Consider the following 21,843-nt stretch of genomic DNA (forward strand, 5'->3'; position numbering starts at 1 on the left):
CTCACGCTCGCCGAAATGTGGGGGCGGGCGCGGCGGAGCGGCAACGCGGGGCGGCGCAGGGCGGTCAGGCGGGCGGCGGCACGGCGATGCGCTCGGCGTGGGCGTACACGTTGAGCGCCGCGCCCCGCACGAAGCCCACCAGCGTGACCCCGGCGCGCTCGGCCAGGTCGACGGCCAGCGACGACGGCGCGGAGACGCCCGCCAGGACCGGGATCCCGGCGGCGGCCGCCTTCTGGACGAGCTCGAAGCTCGAGCGGCCGCTCACCGCGAGGAGGGCCGGGGCGCCCTCGCCGCCGGCCCCGAGCCGCCCTTCGCGGAGCAGCCACCCCACCACCTTGTCCACGGCGTTGTGACGCCCGACGTCCTCGCGGGCGGCGAGGAGGCGCCCGCTCGCGTCGAAGGCGGCGGCCCCGTGGAGCCCGCCGGTGCGGGCGAAGACCGGCTGCGAGCGCGCCAGCGCCGCGAGCGCCGTGGAGACCACCTCGGGCGCGAGCCGGACCGCGCGGCCGACCACGCCGCAGCGCTGCACGAGCCCGTCCACGCTCTGCCGCCCGCAGACGCCGCACGCGGAGGTGGTGACCGCCCAGCGCCGGCTCTCGAGGACGCGCTCCACCACGATCGGCTGACCGGCCGCGGAGCGCACGTCGATGACGTTCCCGTACCCCTCCTCGCCGGGGCGGCCGCAGTGGGCGGCGCTGCCGACGTCGGCGGCGGAGGCGATCATCCCCTCGGCGAAGAGGAAGCCGAGCGAGAGCTCGCCGTCGTGGCCGGGGGTGCGCATGGTGACCGCGACGGCCTCGCCGTCCACCCGGATCTCGAGCGGCTCCTCCTCCGCCACCGCGTCGAGGAGCTCCTCCGGCGCGCCGCGCCCGAGGCGCAGCACCTTCCGCTCGACCGCGCCGCGCGGCAGGGGAGGGCGGCTCACGCGGCCCTCCCGGTCAGGCGGCCCGGGCTGCGCCGGCGCGCACCTGGGCGTGGTTGAGCGCCGCCACGAGCGACACCCCGCCGATGGAGTTCCCGAGGAAGGCCGGCAGGAGGAAGCCGCCCAGGTAGGCGCCCGGCGAGAGCTCGCCGCTCGTCACGAGGTAGAGCGCCTCCACCGAGCCGGCGACGGCGTGGGCGAAGCTCCCCACCCCCACGAGCCAGGTCACGATGATCACCACGAAGAGCTTCGCGTTCTCCGCCGCGGGCAGCAGCCAGATCATGAGGGCGATGAGCCACCCGCCATAGATACCACGCAGGAGCAGCGTGCCGAACCCCGGGGCCACCGCCTCGCGCGCCATCTGGGCGAAGACCTGGCGCACGTCGGCCGGGAACACGTCGCCGCGGCCGCAGAGCCAGGCGAACCCGAGCGCCCCCACCACGTTCCCGGCCAGCACCACCGCCCAGAGCCGCGCCACCCGCCCGAACGTCGGGAGGGTGGGCCGGTCGAGGAAGGGGAGCATCACGGTGAGCGTGTTCTCGGTGAAGAGCTGCTGGCGCCCGAGCACCACCACGAGGAAGCCGATGCTGTAGCCGAGCCGGCTCACGAGCGGCCGCCAGGGCGCGTCGGGGAGCCCGTGGCGCAAGAGCCCCTCGGCCACCAGCGAGAAGCCCATCGAGAGCCCGGCCGCCACGGCCGACCAGGCGAGCGCCGGGACCGGCCGCTCCAGCTCCTCCGCGCCCTCGATCCGGATCGCCTCGTGGACCACCAGCGGGCCGATGGCCTTCCGCTCGGCCGCCCGCTCCCGCTCGCCCCGGGAGATCTCGACCGTCGGCGCCTCGACCGGCCCCTTCTCCGCCATCCCTCGCCTCCCCGGGAGGGAAGGTGGAGGCGGAGCGCCGCGCGGGCCAGGCCGCTAGGCCGGGGCGAGCGCCTCGAGCTCGGCCTGCCGCGCCTCCCAGTCGGCGTAGAGCCGCTCCAGCTCCTCGCGCGCCTGGCGCTGCGCGTCCACGTGCGGCCGGGCGCGGGCGAAGTCGGCGTACAGGGCCGGGTCGGCGAGCGCGGCGGTGGCCTCCCGCTCCTGCCCCTCGACCGCGGCGATGCGCGCCTCGAGCCGGGCGATCTCGTCGCGGAGCGGCTTCTCCCGGGCGTAGCGGGCGTTGCGCGCCTCCGCCTCGAGCCGCTTGCGCTCCTTCTCCGAGCGGAAGGCCGGCGCCGCGGTCCCGCCGCCGGCCGCCGCGCCGCCGGCCCCGCCGATCTCGAGCGCCGCCGCCTCGGCGAGGAGCTTCTGGTGGTGGAGCCAGTCGTCGAGGTTCCCGGGCGTGTCCTCGATCCCGCCGTCCTTCACCTCCCAGACCCGGGTGGCGAGCTGGTTCAGGAAGCTGCGGTTGTGCGAGACGAAGAGGAGCGTCCCCTCGTAGCCCTTCAGGGCCTCGATGAGCGCCTCCGACGAGTCGAGGTCGAGGTGGTTGGTCGGCTCGTCGAGGATGAGGAGGTTGGCCGGCACGAGCAGGAGCCGCGCCAGCGCCACGCGGGCCCGCTCGCCGCCGGAGAGCACCCCGAGCGGCTTGTCGGCGTCCTCGCCCGAGAAGAGGAACGAGCCGGCGACGCCGCGGACGTAGGCCTCGCCCTTGTCGGGGACGAGGTCCCAGAGCGCCTCCAGCACCGTCTGCTTCGGGTCGAGCGCGCCGAAGGTGCGAGCGGTCCCGTTGGCGCGGGCCTCGAGGTCCCGCTCCTCCGGCTCGAAGTGGTGCTGGGCGTAGTAGCCGGGGACGACGCCGTGCCCGAGCCGCACCTCGCCCGAGTCGGCCGCGAGCTCCCCGGCGACCAGCTTGAGGAGCGTGGACTTGCCGGCGCCGTTCGGGCCGATGACCCCCACGCGCTCGCCGCGCAGCACCGACGCGGAGAGGTCGCGGTAGACGGCGCGCGCCCCGAACGCCTTGTTCACGCGCTCGAGCCGGAGCACCTCGCGGCCGGAGCGCGGCGCCTCGGCGAAGTGGAAGCGCAGCGTGTCGCGGTGCTCGAGCACCTGCACGTCCTCGAGCTTGTCGAGCATCTTCTGCCGGCTCTGGGCCTGGCGGGCCTTGGTCGCCTTGGCGCCGAACCGCTCGATGAACCCCTCGAGCTCGGCGCGGCGGGACTCCACCTTGCGCGCCTGCGCGAGCAGCCGCTCCTCCTCCTGCGCGCGCGCGACCTTGTAGCCGGCGTAGTTGCCGGTGAAGGCCCGCAGCCCCTCCGGCTCGAGGGCGAGCACGTGGTCGATCTGCCGGTCGAGGAACTCCCGGTCGTGGCTGATGAGGAGGAAGGCCTTCCCCGAGCCGCGCAGGAAGGCGTCGAACCAGGTGAGGGTGGGGATGTCGAGGTGGTTCGTCGGCTCGTCGAGGAGCAGCAGGTCGGGGTCGGTGAGGAGGAGCCCGGCCAGCGCCGCCCGCATCTTCCAGCCGCCGGAGAGCGTGGCGGTGGAGCGCCGCAGGTCGGCGGTGGAGAAGCCCAGGCCGGCCAGGATCCGCTCCGCCTGGTGGCGCCCGTGCCGCTCCTCGAAGTGCTCGAGCTCGGCGTGCTGGTCGGCGAGCGCCTGCGACAGCTCGAGCTGCTCCTCCGCCTCGGCGGCCTGGGCCAGGGCAGCCTCGGTGGCCGCGAGCCGCGCCTCGACCTCGCCCCGCCCCGGCACCGACGCCAGGACCACCTCGATGAGCTCCCCGGGGGTGAGGGCCGCCACGTCCTGCGGGAGGTAGCCGACCCGGCAGCCGCGGCGGAAGGTGAGGCTCCCCGAATCGGGCGACTGCTCGCCCGCCAGGATCCTCAGGAGCGAGGACTTGCCGGTGCCATTGGCCCCGACCAGGCCGACCCGATCGTGGGGACCCACGGAAAAGGAGGCACCCTCGAAGAGCACCTTCGGCCCGAAGGCGAGCGAGAGCTGGCTGGCTCGGATGATGCTCATGTCAGATTTCTGTCACGCCCTGACTCAGGGGTGGTAGGTGGGTGGGGCCGGCCGGCAGTCGACTGCCCGGGCCGGGCAGCAAGGACACCCCTGTACCTCCGATCCTGGCAGAGGGGACCGGGAAAAGGATGGCCCACATGACAAGAGGACGTTGGTTCCTGGCCGCCGTGGCCCTGCTCGCTTCAACCCGAGCGGGAGCCCAGGCCATTCCGCAGTTCGATCTCGAAAGGGTCCGCCTGGACCCGGCCGCCCGCGGTTCGCTCCTCGTCGGCGACGGCGAGACGCAGCCCGCCGAGTCGATTCGCGTCTCGCTCGGCCTCAACTACGAGCACGAGCCGCTGGCCGTGTTCCCGAGCGGGCGGGTCGCCGGCTACGGGCTCCTGGACCAGGGGGACGCCAAGTTCCTGGTCCGGGATCGGCTCACGCTGCAGGCCGGCATCGCCATCGGCCTGCTGCCCAACCTCGAGCTCGACTTCCGCATCCCGTACATCCCGTGGCAGGACACCGCGGCGGTGGGCGGCTTCGGCAAGGCCGAGCAGACCGGCCTCGGCAGCCCGTCCATCGGCCTTCGCCTCGGCGTGCTCCAGCAGGACGCCGGCATGCCGGTCAACGTCGCCCTCGCCGGCGACCTCTACCCGATGTTCGGCAACGCCGGCGCCATCGCCGGCGCCGACAGCGTGACCTTCGCGCCGCGGCTCGAGATCGGCCACCGCTTCGAGCGCTTCGTCGTGGGCGGCTTCGGCGGCGGGCTCATCCGCAAGGAGGTGCCGGTCGGGACGCAGACGCTCAAGTCTGAGATCCAGTACGGCGTGACCGTGGCCACCACCGGCCAGCTCCGGGCCGAGCTCTCGTACCTCGGCGCCCACACCTTCGGGCGCGGCATCGAGAGCGAGCTGCTCGCCGGCCTGCGCTACGTCGCGGCGCCGTTCGAGCTCTTCGTGATGGGCGGCCCGGGCTTCGCCGACGCGCTCGGCAACCCGGAGTACCGCGGCATCGTGGGCTTCGCGATCGACACCTCCACCACGGCCAAGAAGGCGGCCCCGCCGCCCCCGCCGCCGCCTCCTCCTCCGCCGCCCCCGCCGCCGCCGGCCCCCAAGGCCGACCCGTGCGCGCCCGGGCAGAGCCACACCCCCGAGCAGTGCCCGGCCCTCGACGACGACGGCGACGGCATCCCGAACGGCCAGGACGCCTGCCCGACCGTCCCCGGCATCCCCGAGCTGAAGGGCTGCCCGGACAAGGACAGCGACAACGACGGCGTCCCCGACCGGCTCGACAAGTGCCCGAACGAGCCCGGCCCGGCCGAGAACGGCGGCTGCCCCAAGGTCCAGGTGAAGGAGAACAAGATCGAGCTCGCCGAGAAGGTCTTCTTCGCCACCGGCAAGGCGGCCATCGAGCCGCGCTCGCAGCCCATCCTCGACGAGGTGGCGAAGGTGATGAACGCCCACCCCGAGATCGGCAAGGTGGTGGTCGAGGGGCACACCGACAACACCGGCAGCGCCGCCAAGAACCGCAAGCTCTCCGCGGCCCGGGCGCAGGCCGTGAAGGCGTACCTCGTGAAGCAGGGCGTGGACGCCGCCCGGCTCGCGTCGAAGGGCTTCGGCCCCGACCAGCCGGTGCAGCCGAACGACACGCCGGCCGGCCGCGAGGCCAACCGGCGCGTCGAGCTCCGGATCGCGAAGTAGCGCGACCCGCGGCGCCGGCTCGTCTCCGGCAGGCCTGAAGGCGGCGGACTCCCTCCGGGGAGCCCGCCGCTCTCTTTTTCAGCCCTCGCCCTCGCCGTCGGCGGCGAGCCCGAGGCGGCGCAGCTTGTCGTGAAGCGTGACCCGCGGGAGCCCGAGGGCGCGCGCGGCCTCGCTCTGGTTCCCCCGCGCCGCCCGGAGCGCCTCGACGAGGAGCCCGCGCTCGTAGGCCTCCACCCGCTCGCGGAGCCCGAGCGGCGGCCGGGCCGCGCCGACCGGGCCGCCCGGCAGCAGCGACGGGTCGAGCTCGCCGTCGCGGGAGAGCGCGACGAGCGACTCGACCGCGTTCTCGAGCTCGCGGACGTTCCCGGGCCAGGTCCAGGCGGCGAGCCGGGCGAGGAGCCCCTCCGAGGGCGGCGGGGACGGCACGCCGAACCGGGCCGCGTATCGCGCCAGGAAGTGGCGCGCCAGGAGCGGCACGTCCTCCGGCCGCTCGCGCAGGGGCGGCACCCGGAGCTCCACCACCTTGAGCCGGTAGTAGAGATCCTGCCGGAAGGCGCCGCGGGCCACCTCGGCCGCGAGGTCGCGGTGGGTCGCGGCGAGGACGCGCACGTCCACCCGGCGGGCGCGCTCCTCGCCCACCGGCCTGACCTCGCCGTCCTGCAGCACGCGCAGGAGCTTGCCCTGCGACGACGGCGCGAGCTCCCCCACCTCGTCGAGGAGCAGCGTCCCGCCGTCCGCCTCCCCGAAGAGGCCGGGGCGGGCCCGCACCGCGCCGGTGAAGGCGCCGCGGGCGTGGCCGAAGAGCTCCGCCTCGGCGAGCTCGGGGGTGAGCGCGGCGCAGTTGAAGCGGACGAGCGGCGCGGCGGCGCGGCGTGAGGCGCGCACGATGGCCTCGGCCACCCGCTCCTTGCCGGTGCCGCTCTCGCCGGTGATGAGGACGTTCACGTCCCGCGGCGCCACCCGGGCCACCAGCCCGGCGAGCCGGGTCATGGCGGGCGAGGCGAAGACCATGGTGCGCGAGAGCGCCAGCTCGGCGGCGAGCCGCTCGTTCTCGGCCGCGAGCCGCGCCGCCTCGAGCGCGCGCCTCGCCACCGCGAGCAGCTCCTCCGTCTCGAAGGGCTTGCGGAAGTAGTCGAAGGCGCCGGCCTTCATCGCCTCGACCGCCTGCCGCTCGGACCCGTGCGCGGTCACCACCACCACCCGCGCCGCCGGGGATCGCTCCCGCACCCGGCGCAGCAGGGCGAGCCCGTCCATGCCGGGCATGCGCAGGTCGGTGACGAGGAGCGCCGGCGGGCGCGCCTCGAAGCGGCGCAGCGCCTCCTCCCCGTCGGCCGCCTCGGCCACCTCCGCCCCGAGCGTCTCGAGCAGCTCGCGCAGCGTGTAGCGCACCCCGGGGTCGTCGTCGGCCACCAGCACCAGCGGGCGCTCGCTCACGCGGCCCTCCCTTCGCGATCCGAGCCGGCCGGCAGCCGGAGCTCCGCCTCGGCGCCGCCGCCGGGCCGCGGCCTCAAGGCGAGCTCGCCGCCGTGCTGCCGCGCCAGCGCCCGCGCGATGGTGAGCCCGAGCCCGGAGCCGCTCGCCTTGGTGGTGACGCCGGGCTCGAAGAGCCGCGCCGAGAGCGCCGGGTCCGGCCCCGGGCCGCGGTCGCTCACCCGCACCACCGCCTCGCCGCCCTCGGCCGAGGCCGCGAGCGCCACCTCGGCGCCGGCCGGGCTCGCCTCGAGCGCGTTCTGCAGGAGGTTCACGATCACCTGCTTCACCTTGCGGCCGTCGCAGCGGGCCACCGCTTGGCCCGAGGCGGCGAGCCGGACGCCGCGCTGCCCCGCCAGCCCCTCGTGCAGCGCCGCTACCTCGCGGCAGAGCGCGCCGAGCTCCACCGGCGCGAGCGTGAGCGGCACCACCGGGCGCGAGAAGTTCAGGAACTCGTCGAGGATCACCTGCATCCGGTCCACCTCGCGCCGGAGCACCGCCAGCCGCTCGGCGGGCTTCCCCGGCGGCGCGCCCTGCGCGAGCAGCCCCGCCAGCCCCTTCACGCTGGCGAGCGGGTTCTTGAGCTCGTGCGCGATCTCGCCGGAGAGGGCGGTGAGCTCCTCGGCGCGATCGGCGTGGGCCCGCAGCCACTCCTCCTGCGCCGCGAGCGCCCGGCGCAGCATGGCGTCGAAGGCGCAGCGGGCCGCCCGGGCGAAGAGCGCGCCCACGAGGAGCGCGAGCGAGGTGAAGAGCGCCGTCGCGAGGAGGCGGGTCGCCGGGTCGCGCGGGGCCTCGAGCGCGCGCAGCGGCAGCGCCGCCCCGAGGGCGGTGCGGGCCTGGAGCGCCCAGAGCCCCCAGACGAACGCCACCTGGGCTGCGAGGAGCGCGGCGGCGAGCCGGGGCGCGAGGAACATGCCCACGAAGGTCGCGACCGGGAAGAGCACCGGGATGACCGGGCTCTGCAGGCCGCCGGTCACGACGCAGACCGCGGCGAGCGCCGCCACCGCGACCGAGAGGTTCGCCGGGATCGAGCGCCGGTCGAAGCCGCGCCGCTCGTACCGGGCCACCTCGAACAGCACGAAGGCCGAGATGGCGAGGGCGAGCGGGGCGGCGGCGAGACGGCGCCACGGCGCGGGGTCGGTGAAGGCCGCCCAGCAGAGGAGGGCGAGCAGCACCGGGATCAGGAGCAGCCGCGCCCAGACCATCCGCCCGAAGAGGCGCGACAGCTCCTGATGCTGGATCTCCTCGAACCCCGTCGGCACGGGCCCCTCGTCCCTGGCGCTCCAGCCGAACATAGCGCGTTCCCGTCCCGGGCGTCTCACCGGCTCAGGGCCGCCCCACCGCCCGGTCGAGCGCCGCGCCGGCCGCGCCGAGCCGGGCGCGCGCCTGGGCCAGCCCGGCGTCGGCCTGGTAGAGCCGGTCGGAGGCGTCGAGGAGGTCGAGCGCGCTCGCGGCGCCCCCCGCGAAGGCCCGCTCGGCGGTGGCGAGGGTTTCCTGGGCGAGGGCACGCTCGCGCTCCGCCAGGGCGAGCCGCTCGCGGGCCACCTCGCGGTCCCGGGCGGCGTCGGCCACCTGCTGCGCCACCTCGAGGGCCGCCTGCCGCTCCGCCGCCTCGGCCTCCTCCGCGGCCGCCCGCGCGCGGGCCGAGGAGGCCTCGCGGGCGCCGCCGTCGAAGAGCGCCCACGAGAGGTCGAGGGAGGCGCGCCAGCCGTCCTTCTTGCCGGTGGGGTAGGCGACGTCGGACGCGAACGCGGTCCCGGAGGCGGAGAGCGTGGGCAGCCAGCGCAGGCGGGCCGCCGTCACCCCGGCGCGGGCGGCCTCGGCGGTGGCGCGCGCCGCGCGCACCTCCGGCCGGCGCCCCAGGGCCTCCTCGCGCAGCGCCGCCCGGTCGGGGCCGGCGCCGGCGGGCGGCTCGCCCATCGCGATCCGCACCGGCCCCTCGCGCCCGAGCAGCACGCCGAGCGCGAGCCGCAGCCGCTCCACCTCGGCCCGGGCCCGGGTGAGCTCGCTCTCGCGCCGCACCGCCTCGGTCTCGGCCTGGAGCACCGCGAGCGGCGTGCCGGTGCCGGCGGCGCGGGCCCGCCGCGCGCTCTCGGCGTGGGTGCGCGCCGTGGCGAGGGCGCGCTCCGCGGCGAGCGCCACCTGCTCCGAGGCGTCCGCCGACCAGCCGGTGGCGACGAGCGCGGTCCGGAGCTCCTGCCGGGCCGTCTCGGCCCCCGCCGCCGAGGCGCGCGCCTGGGCGGAGGCCGCCGAGAGCTCGGCCCACTGGCTCGGGGCCGCCAGCGGGACCCGCAGCGCGGCCGCGGCGCTCCAGGCCTCGCCCGGCTGGATGACGAGCCGCGCCGGCAGCCCCGCCGGCAGCGCCGCCCCGGCCGGGAGGGTGCGCGCGAAGAGCTCCCCGATCGGCACCTCGGCGGCGTCGCTGTTCCGGACGTAGCTGCCGGACGCGGTGAGCGCCGGGAGCAGCGGCGCCCGCGCCAGCCCGCGCGCCGCCTCCACCTCGCGCGCCCGGTCGCGGGCCTGGGCGAGGGTGAGGTTGCCGGCTTCGAGGGAGCGGAGCGCCTCCTCGAGCGGCAGCGCGGGTGGCTCCGCGGCGGCGAGGAGGGCGAGGAGCGCGGGCAGGGAGCTCATGCGCGGCGCAGGGAGCAAGCCGGATGCCGGACCGTCCGGGAAGGGCGAGCCGCTCGCGGGCGCTGCCCACCCCGCTGCCTTCTTCCCCTCTCCCGCGAAGCGGGGGAGGGTGAGGGAGGGGGCGCGGCGCCGTGGAGCCGCGCCCGGAATCGTCGGCCGTCCGAACGCGGCGTCGGAAAACCGAACGCGACCTTCCGCCGCGCCGCCGCATCACCTCGCCCGCCGCGGCCCCCGCGCTGGCGCGCCGCTTGCTCCTGCGGGGCGCGAGGCACCCGCCGGCGCGGGCGCCCCGGAGGAGGTCGCATGCGGCGCATGCTGGTCGTCGGGCTCGTGCTGGTCGGGGTGCTCGCGGGGGTCCTCGCCTGGCGGCTGCGCGCCCAGTCGCGCGCGGCGCACGGACCGGCCGGCGGCACGGGGGAGATCGAGGGCACCGCCGTGGACCTCGCCTCGCGCCTCACCGCCCGCCTCGCCGCCGTGGCGGTCCGCAAGGGGCAGGTGGTCCGACAGGGCGAGCTCGTCGCCACCTTCGACTGCGCCGACACCCGGGCCGCCCTCGCCGAGGCCGAGGGGCGCGCGGCGCTCGCGGCGGCCCAGGCCGAGGTGGCCCGGTCCCAGCAGAGCTCCTCCGGGGACGCCGAGCGCGCCGCCCAGGCCGCCGCGTCGGCGGCCGACGCCCAGTCGGCCTCGCTGCTCGCGCAGCGGGACGCGGCGAGCCGGCAGGCGGCCCGGCTCGAGAAGCTCGGCGACGACGTGCCGTTCGCCACGCGGGACCAGAGCCGGGCGCAGGCCGACGGGCTCGCGGCCCAGCTCGAGGCGGCCCGCGCCCAGGCCGGAGCGGCGCGGCGGCAGGCCGCGGCGGCCCGGAGCACCGCCTCCGGCGCGGCCGGGCAGGTCCGGGCGGCGGAGGCGAGCCTCGCCGCCGCCCGAGGCACGGCGGAGCGGGCCCGGCTGCTCGCGGCCGAGTGCGAGCTGCGCGCCCCCCGCGACGCGGTGGTGTCCGAGCTGCCGCACGAGCCCGGCGAGCTCCTCGCCCCCGGGCAGGTGGTGGCGCGGCTCGTCGATCTGGCCGAAGTGAAGGCCACCTTCTACCTGCCCAACGCCGAGGTCGGCGCGGCGCGGCCCGGCGCGCGGGCGCAGGTGCGCGCCGACGCCTTCCCGGGCGAGGCCTTCGAGGGGAGGGTGGCCTCGGTCGCCGCCGAGGCCGAGTTCACGCCGAGGAACATCCAGACCCGCTCCGACCGCGACCGGCTCGTCTACCCGGTGGAGGTCCGGCTCCCGAACCCGGGCCTGAAGCTCCGGCCCGGCATGCCGGTCGAGGTGATCCTCCCCGGCACGGAGCGCTGATGCCGGCCGCGCTCGTGGCCCGGGAGCTGCGCCGGCGCTTCGGGCCGGTGGAGGCGCTCGCCGGGCTCGGCTTCGAGGTCGCGGCGGGGGAGCTCTACGGTCTCGTCGGCCCGGACGGCGCCGGCAAGACCACCGCGCTGCGGGCCCTCGCCGGCCTGGTGCGGCTCGACGCCGGCGAGGTCCGCGTCCTCGGGCAGGACCCGGCGGGCGGCGGCGAGGTGCGCGAGCGGCTCGGGATGATGCCGCAGCAGTACAGCCTCTACGGCGATCTCTCCGTGGCGGAGAACCTCGCCTTCTTCGCGCGCCTCTACGCCCTGCCGCGCGCCACCTTCCGCGAGCGCGCCCGGCGGCTCCTCGCCCTCACCCGGCTCGACCGCTTCCGGGAGCGGCGCGCCGAGGCGCTCTCGGGCGGCATGTACAAGAAGCTCGCCCTCGCCTGCGCGCTCCTGCACGAGCCGGCGGTGCTGCTCCTCGACGAGCCGACCACCGGCGTCGATCCGGTGAGCCGGCGCGAGCTCTGGGCGCTGCTCCACGAGTTCGTGCACGGCGGCATGGCGGTGCTGGTGACCACGCCGTACATGGACGAGGCCGAGCGCTGCGACCGGGTCGGGCTGGTCCACCGGGGGCGGCTCCTCGAGGAGGGCGCGCCGCGCGATCTCGTGGACCGCTACGCCGCCGAGGGGCGCCCGGGGCGCCACGGCGGGGCGCCCGACTTCGAGGACCTGTTCGTCGCCCGGGTGGAGGGGCGCGCGTGAGCGGCCCGGCCGTGGTGGCGCGCGACCTCACGCGCCGGTTCGGCGGGTTCACCGCCGTGGACCGGGTCTCGTTCGAGGTGGAGCGCGGGGAGATCTTCGGCTACCTGGGCGCGAACGGGGCCGGGAAGAGCACCACCATCCGGATGCTCACCGGCCTGCTCGCCCCGAGCGGCGGGGAGGCGCGGGTGGCGGGGCACGACGTGCTCGCCCAGCCGGAGCGGGTGAAGAGCGCCATCGGGTACATGTCGCAGAAGTTCTCGCTCTACCTCGACCTGCCGGCGGGCGAGAACCTGCGCTTCTTCGCCGGGGCGCAGGGGCTCGCCGGCCGCGCCCGGGCGGTCCGCGCCGAGGAGGTGCTCGAGCGGGTGGGGCTGCGGGGCCGCGAGGCGGAGCCGACCGGCGCGCTTCCGGGTGGCGCGCGCCAGCGGCTCGCGCTCGGGTGCGCCATCCTCCACCGCCCGGAGGTGCTCTTCCTGGACGAGCCGACCGCTGGGGTGGACCCGCTCGCCCGCCGCGACTTCTGGGCGCTCATCCGCGAGCTCGCCGCCGGGGGCACCACCGTCTTCGTCACCACCCACTACCTCGACGAGGCCGAGTACTGCCGCCGCATCGGCCTGATGGTGGACGGCCGGCTCGTGGCGCTCGACTCCCCGGCGGCGCTCAAGGCGCGCTGGGTGCCCGGGGTGGTGCTGGTGGCCCGCGGGCGCGGGCTCGCGCCGGAGGCGCTGCGGCGGCTGCCCGGCGTGCTCGCCGCCGAGCCGTTCGGGGCCGGCCTCCACGTGCGCATCGACCCGGCGCGGCTCGCGCCGGCGCAGGTGGAGACGGCGCTCCGCGGCGCCGGGGCGCAGGGGCTCGTGCTCGCGCCGGCGGCGCCCAGCCTGGAGGACGTGTTCCTGGCGGTGGTCGGCGGTGGCGCCGGCCCCGAGGCGCCGCGCCCCCTCCCTGGCCCTCCCCCGCTGCGCGGGAGAGGGGAAGAGGGCGGCGCGGGGAGCGAGGAGGACGCAGCGGGGACCGAGCGTGGGCTGCGCCCCGCGGACCTCCCTCCCCGCCGGGCGGGGAGGGCAGGGGAGGGGCGGCCAGCAGGCGCCGCGACGCCCGCCGCGCCGGGCCGGGCGGCCCGCTTCCTCGGACGCGTCGCCGCCATGTCCTTCAAGGAGGCGCTCCACATCCGGCGCGATCCGCGCACGCTCTACCTCGCGCTGGTCATGCCGGTGGTGATGCTCCTCCTCTTCGGCTACGGGGTGAGCTTCGACGTCGATCACCTGCGGCTCGCGGTGGCCGACGCCGACCGGACCGCCGCCTCGCGCGCGCTCGTCCGGGCCTTCACCACCGCCGGCGAGTTCGACCGGGTGGCCGAGGTGGACCCGGACCGGGCCGACGACGTCTTCCGGCGGGCGCGCGCGGCGGCGGTGCTGGTGGTCCCGCGCGGCTACGAGGAGCGGCTCGCGGGCGGCCGGCCGGCGCAGGCGGAGCTGCTCGTGGACGGCTCGGACGGGAACACCGCCAACCAGATCCTGGCCAAGGCCGACGCCATCGCCCGGGACGAGGCGCGGCGGCTCGCCGGCGGCGCGGCCCGGCCGCCGCTCGAGGTCCAGGTGCTGACGCGCTACAACCCGGGCGGCCGGTCCGCCGTCTACCTCGTGCCCGGGCTCGCGGCCTACCTGCTCGCCATCGCCGCGGTGCTCCTCACCGCGCTCACGGTGGCGGGCGAGTGGGAGCGCGGCTCGATGGAGCAGCTCTTCGCGTCGCCGGTGAGCCGGCTCGAGATCGTGCTCGGGAAGCTCTTGCCCTACCTCGCCATCGGGCTCGTGCAGCTCCTGCTCGTCATCGCGGTGGGCGCGGTGGTCTTCGAGGTGCCGATCGTGGGGAGCGTGGCGCTCCTGTTCGCCCTCGGGCTCCTCTTCCTCGCCGGGATGCTGGCGCAGGGGCTCCTCATCTCGGTCGTCACCCGCAACCAGCTCGTGGCCACCCAGGCCGGCGCGCTCTCCTCCCTGCTGCCCTCGATGCTCCTCTCCGGCATGCTCTTCCCCATCGAGAACATGCCGGCGCCGCTGCGGGCGCTCTCGCGCGTGGTCCCGGCGCGCTACCTCGTCCACGGGCTGCGCGGGGCGATGCTGAAGGGGAACGGGCTCGCGGTGCTCTGGCCGGACCTCCTCGCCCTCGCCGTGTTCGCCGTGGCGGTGGTGGCGCTCGCCACGGCGCGCTTCCAGCGGAGGCTGGCGTGAGCCCGGCCTGGGTGCGGCTCGCGGCGGTGGCCCGCAAGGAGGGGCTCCAGACGGCGCGGGACCGGCGCATCGTCTTCATGCTGGTGGTGGCCCCCCTCGTCCAGACCATCCTCTTCGGCTTCGCGGTGGACTTCCAGGTGGACCGGGTGCCGGCGGCGGTGGTGGACGCCGACCGGACGCCGGAGAGCCGGCTGCACCTGCGCCGGCTGCTCGCCGACGGCACGCTCTCGCGCGCGCGGACGCTCGGCGACGGGGCGGCGGCGCTCGACGCCCTCGACCGCGGGGAGGCGGCGCTGGCGGTGGTGCTCCGCCCCGGCTTCGGCGAGGACCTCCTGGCCGGCCGGACGGCCCGTGCGCAGGTGGTGCTCGACGGCACCGACCCCAACCGCGCCACCGTGGCCGGGGGGGCGGTGAGCCGCTACTTCGGCGAGCGCGGCGCGGAGCTGGCCGCGGCCCGCGCCGGGCGGGAGCTCCCGCTGCGGCTCGTGCCGCGCATCGCCTACAACCCCTCGCTCCGGACGCCGCCCTTCATGATCCCGGGCGTGCTGGCGATGCTGCTCGTGGTGGTGACCACCATCGTCACCGCCATGGGGCTCGCGCGGGAGCGCGAGTCGGGCACGCTCGAGCAGGTGCTGGTGACGCCGCTCGCGCCGGCCGAGCTCCTCGCCGGCAAGATGGTGCCCTTCCTCGTGGTCGGGCTCTTCGACGTGCTGCTCGTGCTCACCGTGGGCGCGCTGGTCTTCGACCTGCCGCTGCGGGGCAGCCTCGCCGTGCTCGCCGCCGGGACGCTGCTCTACCTGCTCACGACGCTCGGCGTCGGGCTCCTCATCTCGACGATGAGCCGCAACCAGCAGCAGGCCTTCCTGGGCGGGTTCCTCTTCACCTTGCCGGCGGTGCTGCTGGCCGGCGTGGTGACGCCCATCTCGAGCATGCCGCCCCCGCTGCGGCTCGTGACCTTCGCGAACCCGCTCCGCTACTACGCCGAGGTCTCGCGGGCGGTGCTGCAGAAGGGGGCGGGCGCGGCCGAGCTCTGGCCGCAGCTCGCCGCGCTGGCGGTGTTCGGGCTCGCCATCTTCGGCGCGGCGGCGCTGCGGTTCCGGCGGCGGCTCGCCTGAGCGTCAGGGGGCGTCCCCTGGCGCCGGCGGCGGGATGGGGCGCCCGTAGACGCTCGGGTCGAGGCCGTGCCGGAAGGCGATGCTGACGCGCGGCCCGGCGCGCGCCACCTTCGGCACCGCGTGCTCCCAGGCCCGCTGCGCCTCGCCGCCGGTGACGAGGAGGTCGCCGCGGCCGAGCCGGAAGGCCAGCGAGCGGCCGCCGCCCCGGGGCCGCAGCAGGAACCTCCGCGGCTCGCCCAGCGAGACGAGCACGACGACGGGCGCCGCCACCTCCGGGCGGATCCGGTCGGCGTGCCAGGCCACGCCGTCGCGCCCATCGCGGTAGAGGTTGAAGCCGGCCGAGTCGAAGAGGACGCCGTAGCGCGCCGAGAGGCAGCGGCGCATCTCGTCCACGAGCGGCGGGAGGAGCGGCGCGCCGGAGGAGAGCTCCCAGGGCGCGGTGAGGCGCGGCTCGGCCAGCTCGCGCTCGTACATCCAGCGGGAGCGCTGGTCCCAGCGGCAGGCGCGCAGCACCTCGAGGAAGAGCCGGTCGGAGCCCGAGACCCAGCCCGGCGCGTGGTCCACCCACGACGCCTCGTCGAGCGCGATCCGGCGCAGCCCGGCGAAGCTCCGGTCGAAGCCGGGGGCGCCGCCGTCGAAGAGGGTGGGCTGGAAGCCCAGGTCGTCGGTCATGCCGGGGGCGATAACCGCGCGCCTGCCGCCGCGCCGCGGCGCCCCGCCCCGGCCTCCCCCCGGCGCCTAGTTCCCCGGCACGAAGCGGGGCATCAGCACGTGATTCTCGAGGTGCACGTGCGCGAGGGTGTCGGCCTCGATGGCGTCGAGCTCGGACAGGAGGACGCGGTAGGTGTTGCAGCCCCACTCCGGGAGGGTGAAGTCGTCGGTCAGCGTCCGGATGCGCGCGAGGAGGTCGCCGACCGCGAGGTGGTCGGTCATCATCTTGTCGAGCTCGCGGGCGAGCAGCGCCGGGTCGGGGGCGCGCGACGCCAGCGCCGGGAAGAGCACCTGCTCCTCCTCGTCGAGGTGGGGCAGGAGGGCGGCCGAGAGCTCGGTGAAGGCGCGGTCCACCTCGACGAGCCGCGGGTCGTGCGCGCCGTGCACCTTGGCCACCTTGGCCGAGATGGGCGCCACGTACGGCAGCGTGCGCCGGAGGTAGCCGTGGTGCCGGTCGATGATGCGGGCGAGCAGCGCCGGCGTGGAGAGGGTGCGCGGGTCCTCCGCGGGAGCGTCGCTCGCGGAGAGCGCCGCCTCGACCTCGCCGAAGAGCCGCTCGGGGTCGAGCCCCCTGGGCTCGCAGGCCTCCGGGAGCTTCACGTTCCCGTGGCAGCAGTAGTCGAGTCCGTGCTTCTGGAAGACGCGCGCCGCCGCCGGGTGCGCGGTGACGATCTGGGCGATGGTCTCGTTCCGGTCGATCATGGTCATGGGAAGTCCCTGTGCAGCGGGCGTGCCGCGAGTGGAATCCCGCGTGCCGCCGCGGAGAAGCGCGAGGGCGACCCGGCGGGCTCACCGAAATCCCGTTGCGTCACCGAATGGCGGTTGCGGGGCGCAACGGCTTTTGGGTGTGTGCGGCCGGCGGACCAAGACTCCCCGGCGGCCGGGCGAAGGCGGCAGTAAGACCCGGTCGCGAGGGGCGGCGCCGTTCCCTCGACGGGGAGTTGCATGTTCGAGCTGAAACAGCGATCGATCAACGGCCACCAGCTCGCCTACCTGCTCGAAGGGGAGGGGCCCACCCTCCTGCTCGTCCATGGCATCGCTGGGACGTCGGCCACCTGGCTCGAGGCCATGAAGCGGCTCGCGTCCAGGCACCGGGTGCTGGCGCCGGACCTGCTCGGCCACGGGGCCTCGGACAAGCCGGAGGGGGATTACTCGCTGGGCGCCCACGCGGCGATGCTTCGCGATCTGCTGGGAAGCCTGGGGATACCGCGGGTGACGGTCGCCGGGCACTCCCTGGGCGGCGGCATCGCCATGCAGCTCGCCTACCAGCACCCGGAGATCTGCCAGGCCATGATCCTCGTGTCGAGCGGAGGGCTCGGGCGCGAGCTCAACGCCGCGCTCCGCCTGCTGGCCCTGCCTGGGGCCGAGCTCCTCCTGCCGCTCATCGCCCCGGCGTTCGTTCGCGACCGGGGCAACGCGCTCCTGGCGTGGATCCGGGACCAGGGGATCCGCTCGCCCCGCATCCACGAGGGCTGGCAGGCCTACACCTCGCTCGCGGACCCCGAGTCGCGACGCGCCTTCGTGCGCGAGCTGCGGTCGGTGGTCGGGTACGGCGGGCAGGTGGTGAGCGCGAGTGACCGGCTCCCTCTCACGGCCGGGCTGCCGACCCTCATCGTCTGGGGCGACCGCGATCCCATCATCCCCCTGAGCCACGGCCGCGCCGCGCACGAGGCCATCTCCGGAAGCCGCCTCGAGATCTTCGAGGGCGCCGGGCACTTCCCTCACGCCGAGTTCCCCGAGCGCTTCGCCGAGGTGGTCGCCGAGTTCATGGAGCACTGCGAGCGCAGGCCGCTTCGAGCCGGGGAGCTCCCGGCCCCGCCGCCGGCGTGAGCCAGCGGGCCGCCGGGCCGCCGGAGCGGTCGTTGGCCCAGGCGGCGCGCATCCTCGTCGGCCTCGCGCCGGCCGGCTGCGGCCCGAGACCCCTCACGCGCCCGCGATCAGCACCGAGTCGGCGAGCGCCCAGGCGACCACCAGCCCGCGGGAGCGCAGCCGGACCTCCTGACCGGCCTGGAGCACGTGATCGCGCGGGTCGCCGGCCTGGGTGACGAGGAGCTCGCCCGACTCGCAGCGCACCCGCGCCCCCGCGCCGGGCTGGAGCCGCCAGGTGGCGTCGCGGCGCAGCTCGCGCCGGACCTCCGCCCGCTGCGCGGCGCGCCCGCCGGCCCGCGCCCAGCCGAGCACCCTCGCGAGCGATCCCGGCCGCGCCTCGCGGCCCCTCGTCTCCAGCTCCACGTCCGTCCACGTTCCAGTGCTCACGGCAGGCTCCTCTCGGCTCCAGGGTTCACGACGCAGGCGAGGCCCGGCGCGGACGGGGTCCCGCCCTCGAGCGCCGCCGCGGTGGGCGCGCCCAGGCGCGCCGCCGGCGCGGCCACGCCGAGCACGAAGAAGGCGGTCGCGAGGATCCAGCCGCCGAGGAGGACGGCCGCCGCTCCGGCGTCCCGCCTCGCGCCGCGGGGGCGCCACGCGGCCGGCGTTCGCGCCGCCTCGCCGCGCGACCGCTCCGCGAGGAGCGCCCGCTCCGGCGCGCCCCACCCGGGCGCTGCAACCAGGGTCCCGACTCGCGAGGTCATCGTCCGTCTCCTTTCGCCGGCGCCGCCGGCGGATCGCGCTCACTGCGAGGAGGAAGCTACCGATGGCGAAGAGCCCGTTGAAGGCGCAGGCGAGCGCCGACCCCGCGCAAGAACGCGCCCGGGCGCGAGCGCGCGCCGCCCCCGCGCAGGAACGCGCCCCCGCCGCCGCGAGCTTGCCCTCCGCGCGCGAGCGCGGCCTCGACTGGGGCAACCTGCGCTTCTTCCTCGAGCTGACCCGCACCGGCAGCCACGCCCGCGCGGCGCAGCGGCTCGGCGTGGACCGCAACACGGTGGCGCGCCGGGTGGCGGCGCTCGAGGCGGAGCTCGGGCTCCCGCTGTTCGAGCGCGGCCCGCAGGGCTGGTGCTGCACGGCGGCCGGCCAGGACCTCGCGGAGCTGGCCTCGCGCGTCGAGGAGGACGTGCTCGCGCTGGCCCGCCACGCCGAGGCCCGCGATCGCTCGCCCAGCGGCACGGTGCGGCTCACCACCGCCTTCCACCTCTCGGCCTACCTGCTCGTCCCCGGCCTGCCGGCGCTGCGCGAGCGCCACCCCGGGCTGGTGGTCGAGGTGGTCGCCGACCAGCGGACCTTCGACCTCACCCGGCGCGAGGCCGACCTCGCCCTGCGGATGGGCCGCCCCCGGGACGCGGGGCTCGTCACCCGCAAGCTCTCCGACGTGGGCTACCGGCTCTACGCGGCCCGGGGTTCCCCGGCGGGCCGGCGCGGGACGGTGGACTTCGCCCAGGACCCGTTCGTCGGCTTCGAGGACAGCCTCGCGAGCACGCCGCAGGAGCGGTGGCTCGGGCGCGTGGCGCCGGAGCGCCAGGTGGTGTTCCGCTGCAACAGCACCGCCTCGCTGGTGGCGGCGGCGCGCATCGGGGTGGGGGTGGCGGTGCTGCCGCGGTTCGTGGCCGAGCTCGAGCCGGGGCTGGTGCGGCTCGAGGGGCCGCAGCCGCCCGACCACGAGCTCTGGCTGCTCGTGCACGGAGACCTGCGCCGCACCCCGCGGGTGCGGGCGGTCATCGAGTGGGTGGACGAGCTCGTGGTCCGGGCGCGGGCCTCGCTCGCCTGAGCTCAGGCCTTCAGCACCCCGTGGCGCCGGCCCACCGCGGCGAAGGCCGCCACCGCGCGGTCCACCTGCGCCTCGGTGTGCGCGGCCGAGAGCTGCACGCGGATGCGGGCCTGCCCCTGCGGCACCACCGGGTAGCTGAAGCCGATGACGTAGATCCCCTCGTCGAGCAGGTCCTTCGCCATCGCCACCGCGAGCCGGGCCTCGCCCAGCATGATGGGCACGATGGGGTGGAAGCCGGGCGGCACCGCGAAGCCGGCGGCGGTCATCCCGTCGCGGAAGCGGCGGGCGTTCTCCATCAGCCGGTCGCGCAGGGCGGTGCTCTCCTCGAGCAGCCCCAGCGCCGCGAGGCTGCCGCCCGCGATGGCGGGGGCGAGGGTGTTCGAGAAGAGGTAGGGGCGGGCCCGCTGCCGCAGGAGCTCCACCACCTCGCGGCGCGCCGCCACGAACCCGCCCGCGGCGCCGCCGAGCGCCTTGCCGAGCGTGGAGGTGAGGATGTCCACCCGGCCCTGCACCCCGAGGTGCTCGGCCGTGCCGCGGCCGGTGCGCCCCACGAAGCCCGACGCGTGGGAGTCGTCCACGAGCAGGAGGGCGCGGTGGCGCTGGCAGAGGTCGGCGAGCCGGTCGAGCGGCGCGAGGTGGCCGTCCATGGAGAAGACGCCGTCGGTCGCCACCACCCGGAGCCGCTTGCCCTGCGTCGCCCGGAGCAGCCGCTCCGCCTCGGCGAGGTCGCCCGACGGGTAGCGGTGGCGCTCCGCCTTGCAGAGCCGGATGCCGTCGATGAGCGAGGCGTGGTTGAGCGCGTCGGAGACGATGGCGTCCTCCTCGCCGAGGAGGGCCTCGAAGACGCCGCCGTTGGCGTCGAAGCAGGAGCCGAAGAGGATCGCCTCCTCGAAGCCGAAGAAGCGGGCCAGCCGCGCCTCGAGCTCCTTGTGCAGGTCCTGGGTGCCGCAGATGAAGCGGACGCTGGAGAGGCCGAACCCGCGCTCGTCGAGCGCCCGCCGCGCCCCGGCGAGCACCGCGGGGTGGGAGGAGAGCCCGAGGTAGTTGTTGGCGCAGAAGTTCAGCACCTCGCGCCCGCCCACCTGGATGGCCGCCCCCTGCGGCGAGGCGAGGATCCGCTCCTCCTTCCAGGTGCCGGCCGCCCGGATGGCGTCGAGCTGGGACCGGAAGATCGCGCTGGCCTCTTCGTTCATGGCGTCGCTCGCTCTCGGGCCGGCTCAGAAGCGGAGGAGCACCTTCGGGTGCACCTTGATGGCCTCCTCGAACCGGCCCGGCTCGTATTCGGAGAACGGGAGCACCGTACCGCGCCCCTCGTCGAGGATCACCTTCCAGACCAGGTCCTGCAGGTTCGGCTCGCGCGACTCGAGCAGGTTCCGGGTGATGTGCCAGGTCTCGAAGATGCGCCGCCCCACCACCGAGTGGAGCGTGATGCCCTCGACGATGACCCGGTCGATCTGCTCGATGACCGCGTCGCCGCTCTTGAGGCCGAACATGATGACGTGCCCGCCGCGCCGCACCGCCGAGAGGGCGGTGTTGAGCGCCGCGTTCGAGCCCGACATCTCCATGGCCACGTCCACCCCGACGCCGCCGGTGAGCGCGAGCACCTGCTCGGTGATGGCGGCGTCGTGGACGTAGGAGCTCTCGGTCTGCTGCGAGGGCTCCACCACCGCGTCGGCGCCGAGCGCGCGGGCCATGCGGATGTGCGTGGGCATCGGCTCGACCCCGATGACCTGCCGGGCCCCGAGCGCCCGCGCCACCGCCACCGCGAAGAGGCCGATGGTGCCGCAGCCGATGATCGCGACCGACTTGCCGCGCAGGTTCACCTTGGTGCAGGCGTGCACGGCGTTGCCGAACGGCTCCTGCAGCGCCGCCACCTCCGGCCGGATCTTGCGCAGGTCGGTGGGCCAGAGGGTCTGGGCCGGGAGCTTCACGTACTCGGCGAAGCAGCCGTCGTGGCTGATGCCGATGATGCGCGCCGTCTCGCAGACGTGGTTGTCGCCGATCCGGCACTGGTAGCAGGTGTTGCAGATGATGTGGCTCTCGGTCGAGACCACGTCCCCCGGCTTGTAGCCGTAGTCGCGCTCGGCCTCGGGCCCGGCCTCGACCACCTCGCCGAGGAGCTCGTGCCCCACCACGCGGACGTCCTTCTGCTCCCGGTCGAGCGACTCCGCGATCATGTCCCCGAAGGCGCGGCGGAACCAGATGCCCCGGTCCGACCCGCAGAACCCGGCGAAGCGGGTCTTCACGATCACCTCGCCGGCGTCGCGGTAGTCCTTCGAGACGTCGAGGCGGGGGCGCGGCACCTGCTGCTTGCGCAGCCCGCGCGAGGTGGACCAGGCGTCCTTCGAACGATCGAAGACCAGCGCCCACATGGAGTCGCTCATGGCCGGCAATCTAGCGGGGGCGC

19 protein-coding genes are annotated in these 21,843 nt (G+C 76.2%); 7 read left to right on the top strand and 12 right to left on the bottom strand.

Translation table 11 applies throughout. The features are described from left to right. Window positions 1–64 precede the first annotated feature (64 nt). From fdhD to AMPC_RS18685, 3 genes are read right to left on the bottom strand one after another with little or no spacing between them, the layout of a single operon-like run. Complete coding sequence (fdhD, locus tag AMPC_RS18675; RefSeq protein WP_248343053.1) at window positions 65–925, bottom strand: formate dehydrogenase accessory sulfurtransferase FdhD; 861 nt, start codon at window positions 923–925, stop codon at window positions 65–67. Between the two features lie 13 nt (window positions 926–938). Further along, complete coding sequence (locus AMPC_RS18680) at window positions 939–1,784, bottom strand: formate/nitrite transporter family protein (RefSeq protein WP_248343054.1); 846 nt, start codon at window positions 1,782–1,784, stop codon at window positions 939–941. A 54-nt stretch (window positions 1,785–1,838) separates the two neighbouring features. Then, window positions 1,839–3,863: an ABC-F family ATP-binding cassette domain-containing protein gene (locus AMPC_RS18685; protein WP_248343055.1), complete on the bottom strand. Its 2,025-nt coding sequence runs from the start codon at window positions 3,861–3,863 to the stop codon at window positions 1,839–1,841. Between the two features lie 137 nt (window positions 3,864–4,000). Between AMPC_RS18685 and AMPC_RS18690 the strand changes: the two genes are divergently transcribed. Further along, the gene (locus tag AMPC_RS18690) at window positions 4,001–5,545 is read left to right on the top strand and encodes an OmpA family protein (protein WP_248343056.1); all 1,545 of its coding nucleotides are present in this window, start codon (window positions 4,001–4,003) and stop codon (window positions 5,543–5,545) included. Between the two features lie 78 nt (window positions 5,546–5,623). Here AMPC_RS18690 and AMPC_RS18695 read toward each other — a convergent pair whose 3' ends face one another. The 3 genes from AMPC_RS18695 to AMPC_RS18705 form a co-directional block, all read right to left on the bottom strand. Continuing rightward, complete coding sequence (locus AMPC_RS18695; RefSeq protein WP_248343057.1) at window positions 5,624–6,979, bottom strand: sigma-54-dependent transcriptional regulator; 1,356 nt, start codon at window positions 6,977–6,979, stop codon at window positions 5,624–5,626. Continuing rightward, the gene (locus AMPC_RS18700; RefSeq protein ID WP_248343058.1) at window positions 6,976–8,277 is read right to left on the bottom strand and encodes a sensor histidine kinase; all 1,302 of its coding nucleotides are present in this window, start codon (window positions 8,275–8,277) and stop codon (window positions 6,976–6,978) included. The genes AMPC_RS18695 and AMPC_RS18700 overlap by 4 nt, the downstream gene beginning before the upstream one ends. A gap of 64 nt (window positions 8,278–8,341) precedes the next feature. Next, window positions 8,342–9,646: a TolC family protein gene (locus AMPC_RS18705; RefSeq protein ID WP_248343059.1), complete on the bottom strand. Its 1,305-nt coding sequence runs from the start codon at window positions 9,644–9,646 to the stop codon at window positions 8,342–8,344. Between the two features lie 303 nt (window positions 9,647–9,949). Between AMPC_RS18705 and AMPC_RS18710 the strand changes: the two genes are divergently transcribed. Genes AMPC_RS18710 through AMPC_RS18725 form a run of 4 tightly spaced genes read left to right on the top strand, consistent with a single transcriptional unit; the run spans window position 9,950 to window position 15,085 of the window. Continuing rightward, entirely contained in the window at window positions 9,950–10,990 is a 1,041-nt protein-coding gene (locus tag AMPC_RS18710; RefSeq protein ID WP_248343060.1) for an HlyD family secretion protein, read from the top strand. Continuing rightward, complete coding sequence (locus AMPC_RS18715) at window positions 10,990–11,745, top strand: ABC transporter ATP-binding protein (RefSeq protein ID WP_248343061.1); 756 nt, start codon at window positions 10,990–10,992, stop codon at window positions 11,743–11,745. Before AMPC_RS18710 ends, AMPC_RS18715 begins: the two co-directional genes overlap by 1 nt. Further along, window positions 11,742–13,970 carry an ABC transporter permease gene (locus tag AMPC_RS18720; protein ID WP_248343062.1) on the top strand — a complete coding sequence of 743 codons (2,229 nt, stop codon included), beginning with the start codon at window positions 11,742–11,744 and terminating at the stop codon, window positions 13,968–13,970. Before AMPC_RS18715 ends, AMPC_RS18720 begins: the two co-directional genes overlap by 4 nt. Then, entirely contained in the window at window positions 13,967–15,085 is a 1,119-nt protein-coding gene (locus AMPC_RS18725; protein ID WP_248343063.1) for an ABC transporter permease, read from the top strand. The genes AMPC_RS18720 and AMPC_RS18725 overlap by 4 nt, the downstream gene beginning before the upstream one ends. A 3-nt stretch (window positions 15,086–15,088) precedes the next feature. On the opposite strand, the gene AMPC_RS18730 is transcribed toward AMPC_RS18725, so the two are convergent. Together AMPC_RS18730 and ric are read right to left on the bottom strand one after the other, a co-directional pair. After that, on the bottom strand, window positions 15,089–15,757 hold the full coding sequence (locus AMPC_RS18730) for an alpha-ketoglutarate-dependent dioxygenase AlkB (RefSeq protein ID WP_248343064.1): 669 nt from the start codon (window positions 15,755–15,757) through the stop codon (window positions 15,089–15,091). A gap of 66 nt (window positions 15,758–15,823) precedes the next feature. Further along, the gene (ric, locus tag AMPC_RS18735) at window positions 15,824–16,504 is read right to left on the bottom strand and encodes an iron-sulfur cluster repair di-iron protein (protein ID WP_248343065.1); all 681 of its coding nucleotides are present in this window, start codon (window positions 16,502–16,504) and stop codon (window positions 15,824–15,826) included. 237 nt (window positions 16,505–16,741) lie between these two features. Here ric and AMPC_RS18740 point away from each other — a divergent pair, with 237 nt between their 5' ends. Beyond that, window positions 16,742–17,626 (top strand): alpha/beta fold hydrolase, encoded by an 885-nt coding sequence (locus AMPC_RS18740; protein WP_248343066.1) that lies wholly within the window; start codon window positions 16,742–16,744, stop codon window positions 17,624–17,626. A 93-nt stretch (window positions 17,627–17,719) separates the two neighbouring features. Here the strand turns inward: AMPC_RS18740 and AMPC_RS18745 are convergent, their stop codons facing one another. After that, window positions 17,720–18,052 (bottom strand): DUF2917 domain-containing protein, encoded by a 333-nt coding sequence (locus AMPC_RS18745; protein WP_248343067.1) that lies wholly within the window; start codon window positions 18,050–18,052, stop codon window positions 17,720–17,722. After that, window positions 18,049–18,366 (bottom strand): hypothetical protein, encoded by a 318-nt coding sequence (locus AMPC_RS18750; protein ID WP_248343068.1) that lies wholly within the window; start codon window positions 18,364–18,366, stop codon window positions 18,049–18,051. Before AMPC_RS18750 ends, AMPC_RS18745 begins: the two co-directional genes overlap by 4 nt. 62 nt (window positions 18,367–18,428) lie before the next feature. Between AMPC_RS18750 and AMPC_RS18755 the strand changes: the two genes are divergently transcribed. Continuing rightward, window positions 18,429–19,436: a LysR family transcriptional regulator gene (locus tag AMPC_RS18755; RefSeq protein ID WP_248343069.1), complete on the top strand. Its 1,008-nt coding sequence runs from the start codon at window positions 18,429–18,431 to the stop codon at window positions 19,434–19,436. A 2-nt stretch (window positions 19,437–19,438) separates the two neighbouring features. Here the strand turns inward: AMPC_RS18755 and kbl are convergent, their stop codons facing one another. Together kbl and AMPC_RS18765 are read right to left on the bottom strand one after the other, a co-directional pair. Beyond that, window positions 19,439–20,629: a glycine C-acetyltransferase gene (gene kbl, locus AMPC_RS18760; RefSeq protein WP_248343070.1), complete on the bottom strand. Its 1,191-nt coding sequence runs from the start codon at window positions 20,627–20,629 to the stop codon at window positions 19,439–19,441. A gap of 24 nt (window positions 20,630–20,653) precedes the next feature. Then, complete coding sequence (locus AMPC_RS18765; protein WP_248343071.1) at window positions 20,654–21,820, bottom strand: zinc-binding dehydrogenase; 1,167 nt, start codon at window positions 21,818–21,820, stop codon at window positions 20,654–20,656. Between the last annotated feature and the right edge of the window lie 23 nt (window positions 21,821–21,843).

The organism is Anaeromyxobacter paludicola, from assembly GCF_023169965.1.
GTDB lineage: Bacteria > Myxococcota > Myxococcia > Myxococcales > Anaeromyxobacteraceae > Anaeromyxobacter_B > Anaeromyxobacter_B paludicola.

Coding starts and splice junctions, on each gene's coding strand:
- AMPC_RS18715 (WP_248343061.1), top strand. CDS start 10,990: ATGCCGGCCGCGCTCGTGGCCCGGGAGCTGCGCCGGCGCTTCGGGCCG.
- AMPC_RS18755 (WP_248343069.1), top strand. CDS start 18,429: ATGGCGAAGAGCCCGTTGAAGGCGCAGGCGAGCGCCGACCCCGCGCAA.
- AMPC_RS18690 (WP_248343056.1), top strand. CDS start 4,001: ATGACAAGAGGACGTTGGTTCCTGGCCGCCGTGGCCCTGCTCGCTTCA.
- AMPC_RS18710 (WP_248343060.1), top strand. CDS start 9,950: ATGCGGCGCATGCTGGTCGTCGGGCTCGTGCTGGTCGGGGTGCTCGCG.
- kbl (WP_248343070.1), bottom strand. CDS start 20,629: ATGAACGAAGAGGCCAGCGCGATCTTCCGGTCCCAGCTCGACGCCATC.
- AMPC_RS18740 (WP_248343066.1), top strand. CDS start 16,742: ATGTTCGAGCTGAAACAGCGATCGATCAACGGCCACCAGCTCGCCTAC.
- AMPC_RS18750 (WP_248343068.1), bottom strand. CDS start 18,366: ATGACCTCGCGAGTCGGGACCCTGGTTGCAGCGCCCGGGTGGGGCGCG.
- AMPC_RS18680 (WP_248343054.1), bottom strand. CDS start 1,784: ATGGCGGAGAAGGGGCCGGTCGAGGCGCCGACGGTCGAGATCTCCCGG.
- AMPC_RS18705 (WP_248343059.1), bottom strand. CDS start 9,646: ATGAGCTCCCTGCCCGCGCTCCTCGCCCTCCTCGCCGCCGCGGAGCCA.
- AMPC_RS18765 (WP_248343071.1), bottom strand. CDS start 21,820: ATGAGCGACTCCATGTGGGCGCTGGTCTTCGATCGTTCGAAGGACGCC.
- ric (WP_248343065.1), bottom strand. CDS start 16,504: ATGACCATGATCGACCGGAACGAGACCATCGCCCAGATCGTCACCGCG.
- AMPC_RS18685 (WP_248343055.1), bottom strand. CDS start 3,863: ATGAGCATCATCCGAGCCAGCCAGCTCTCGCTCGCCTTCGGGCCGAAG.
- AMPC_RS18730 (WP_248343064.1), bottom strand. CDS start 15,757: ATGACCGACGACCTGGGCTTCCAGCCCACCCTCTTCGACGGCGGCGCC.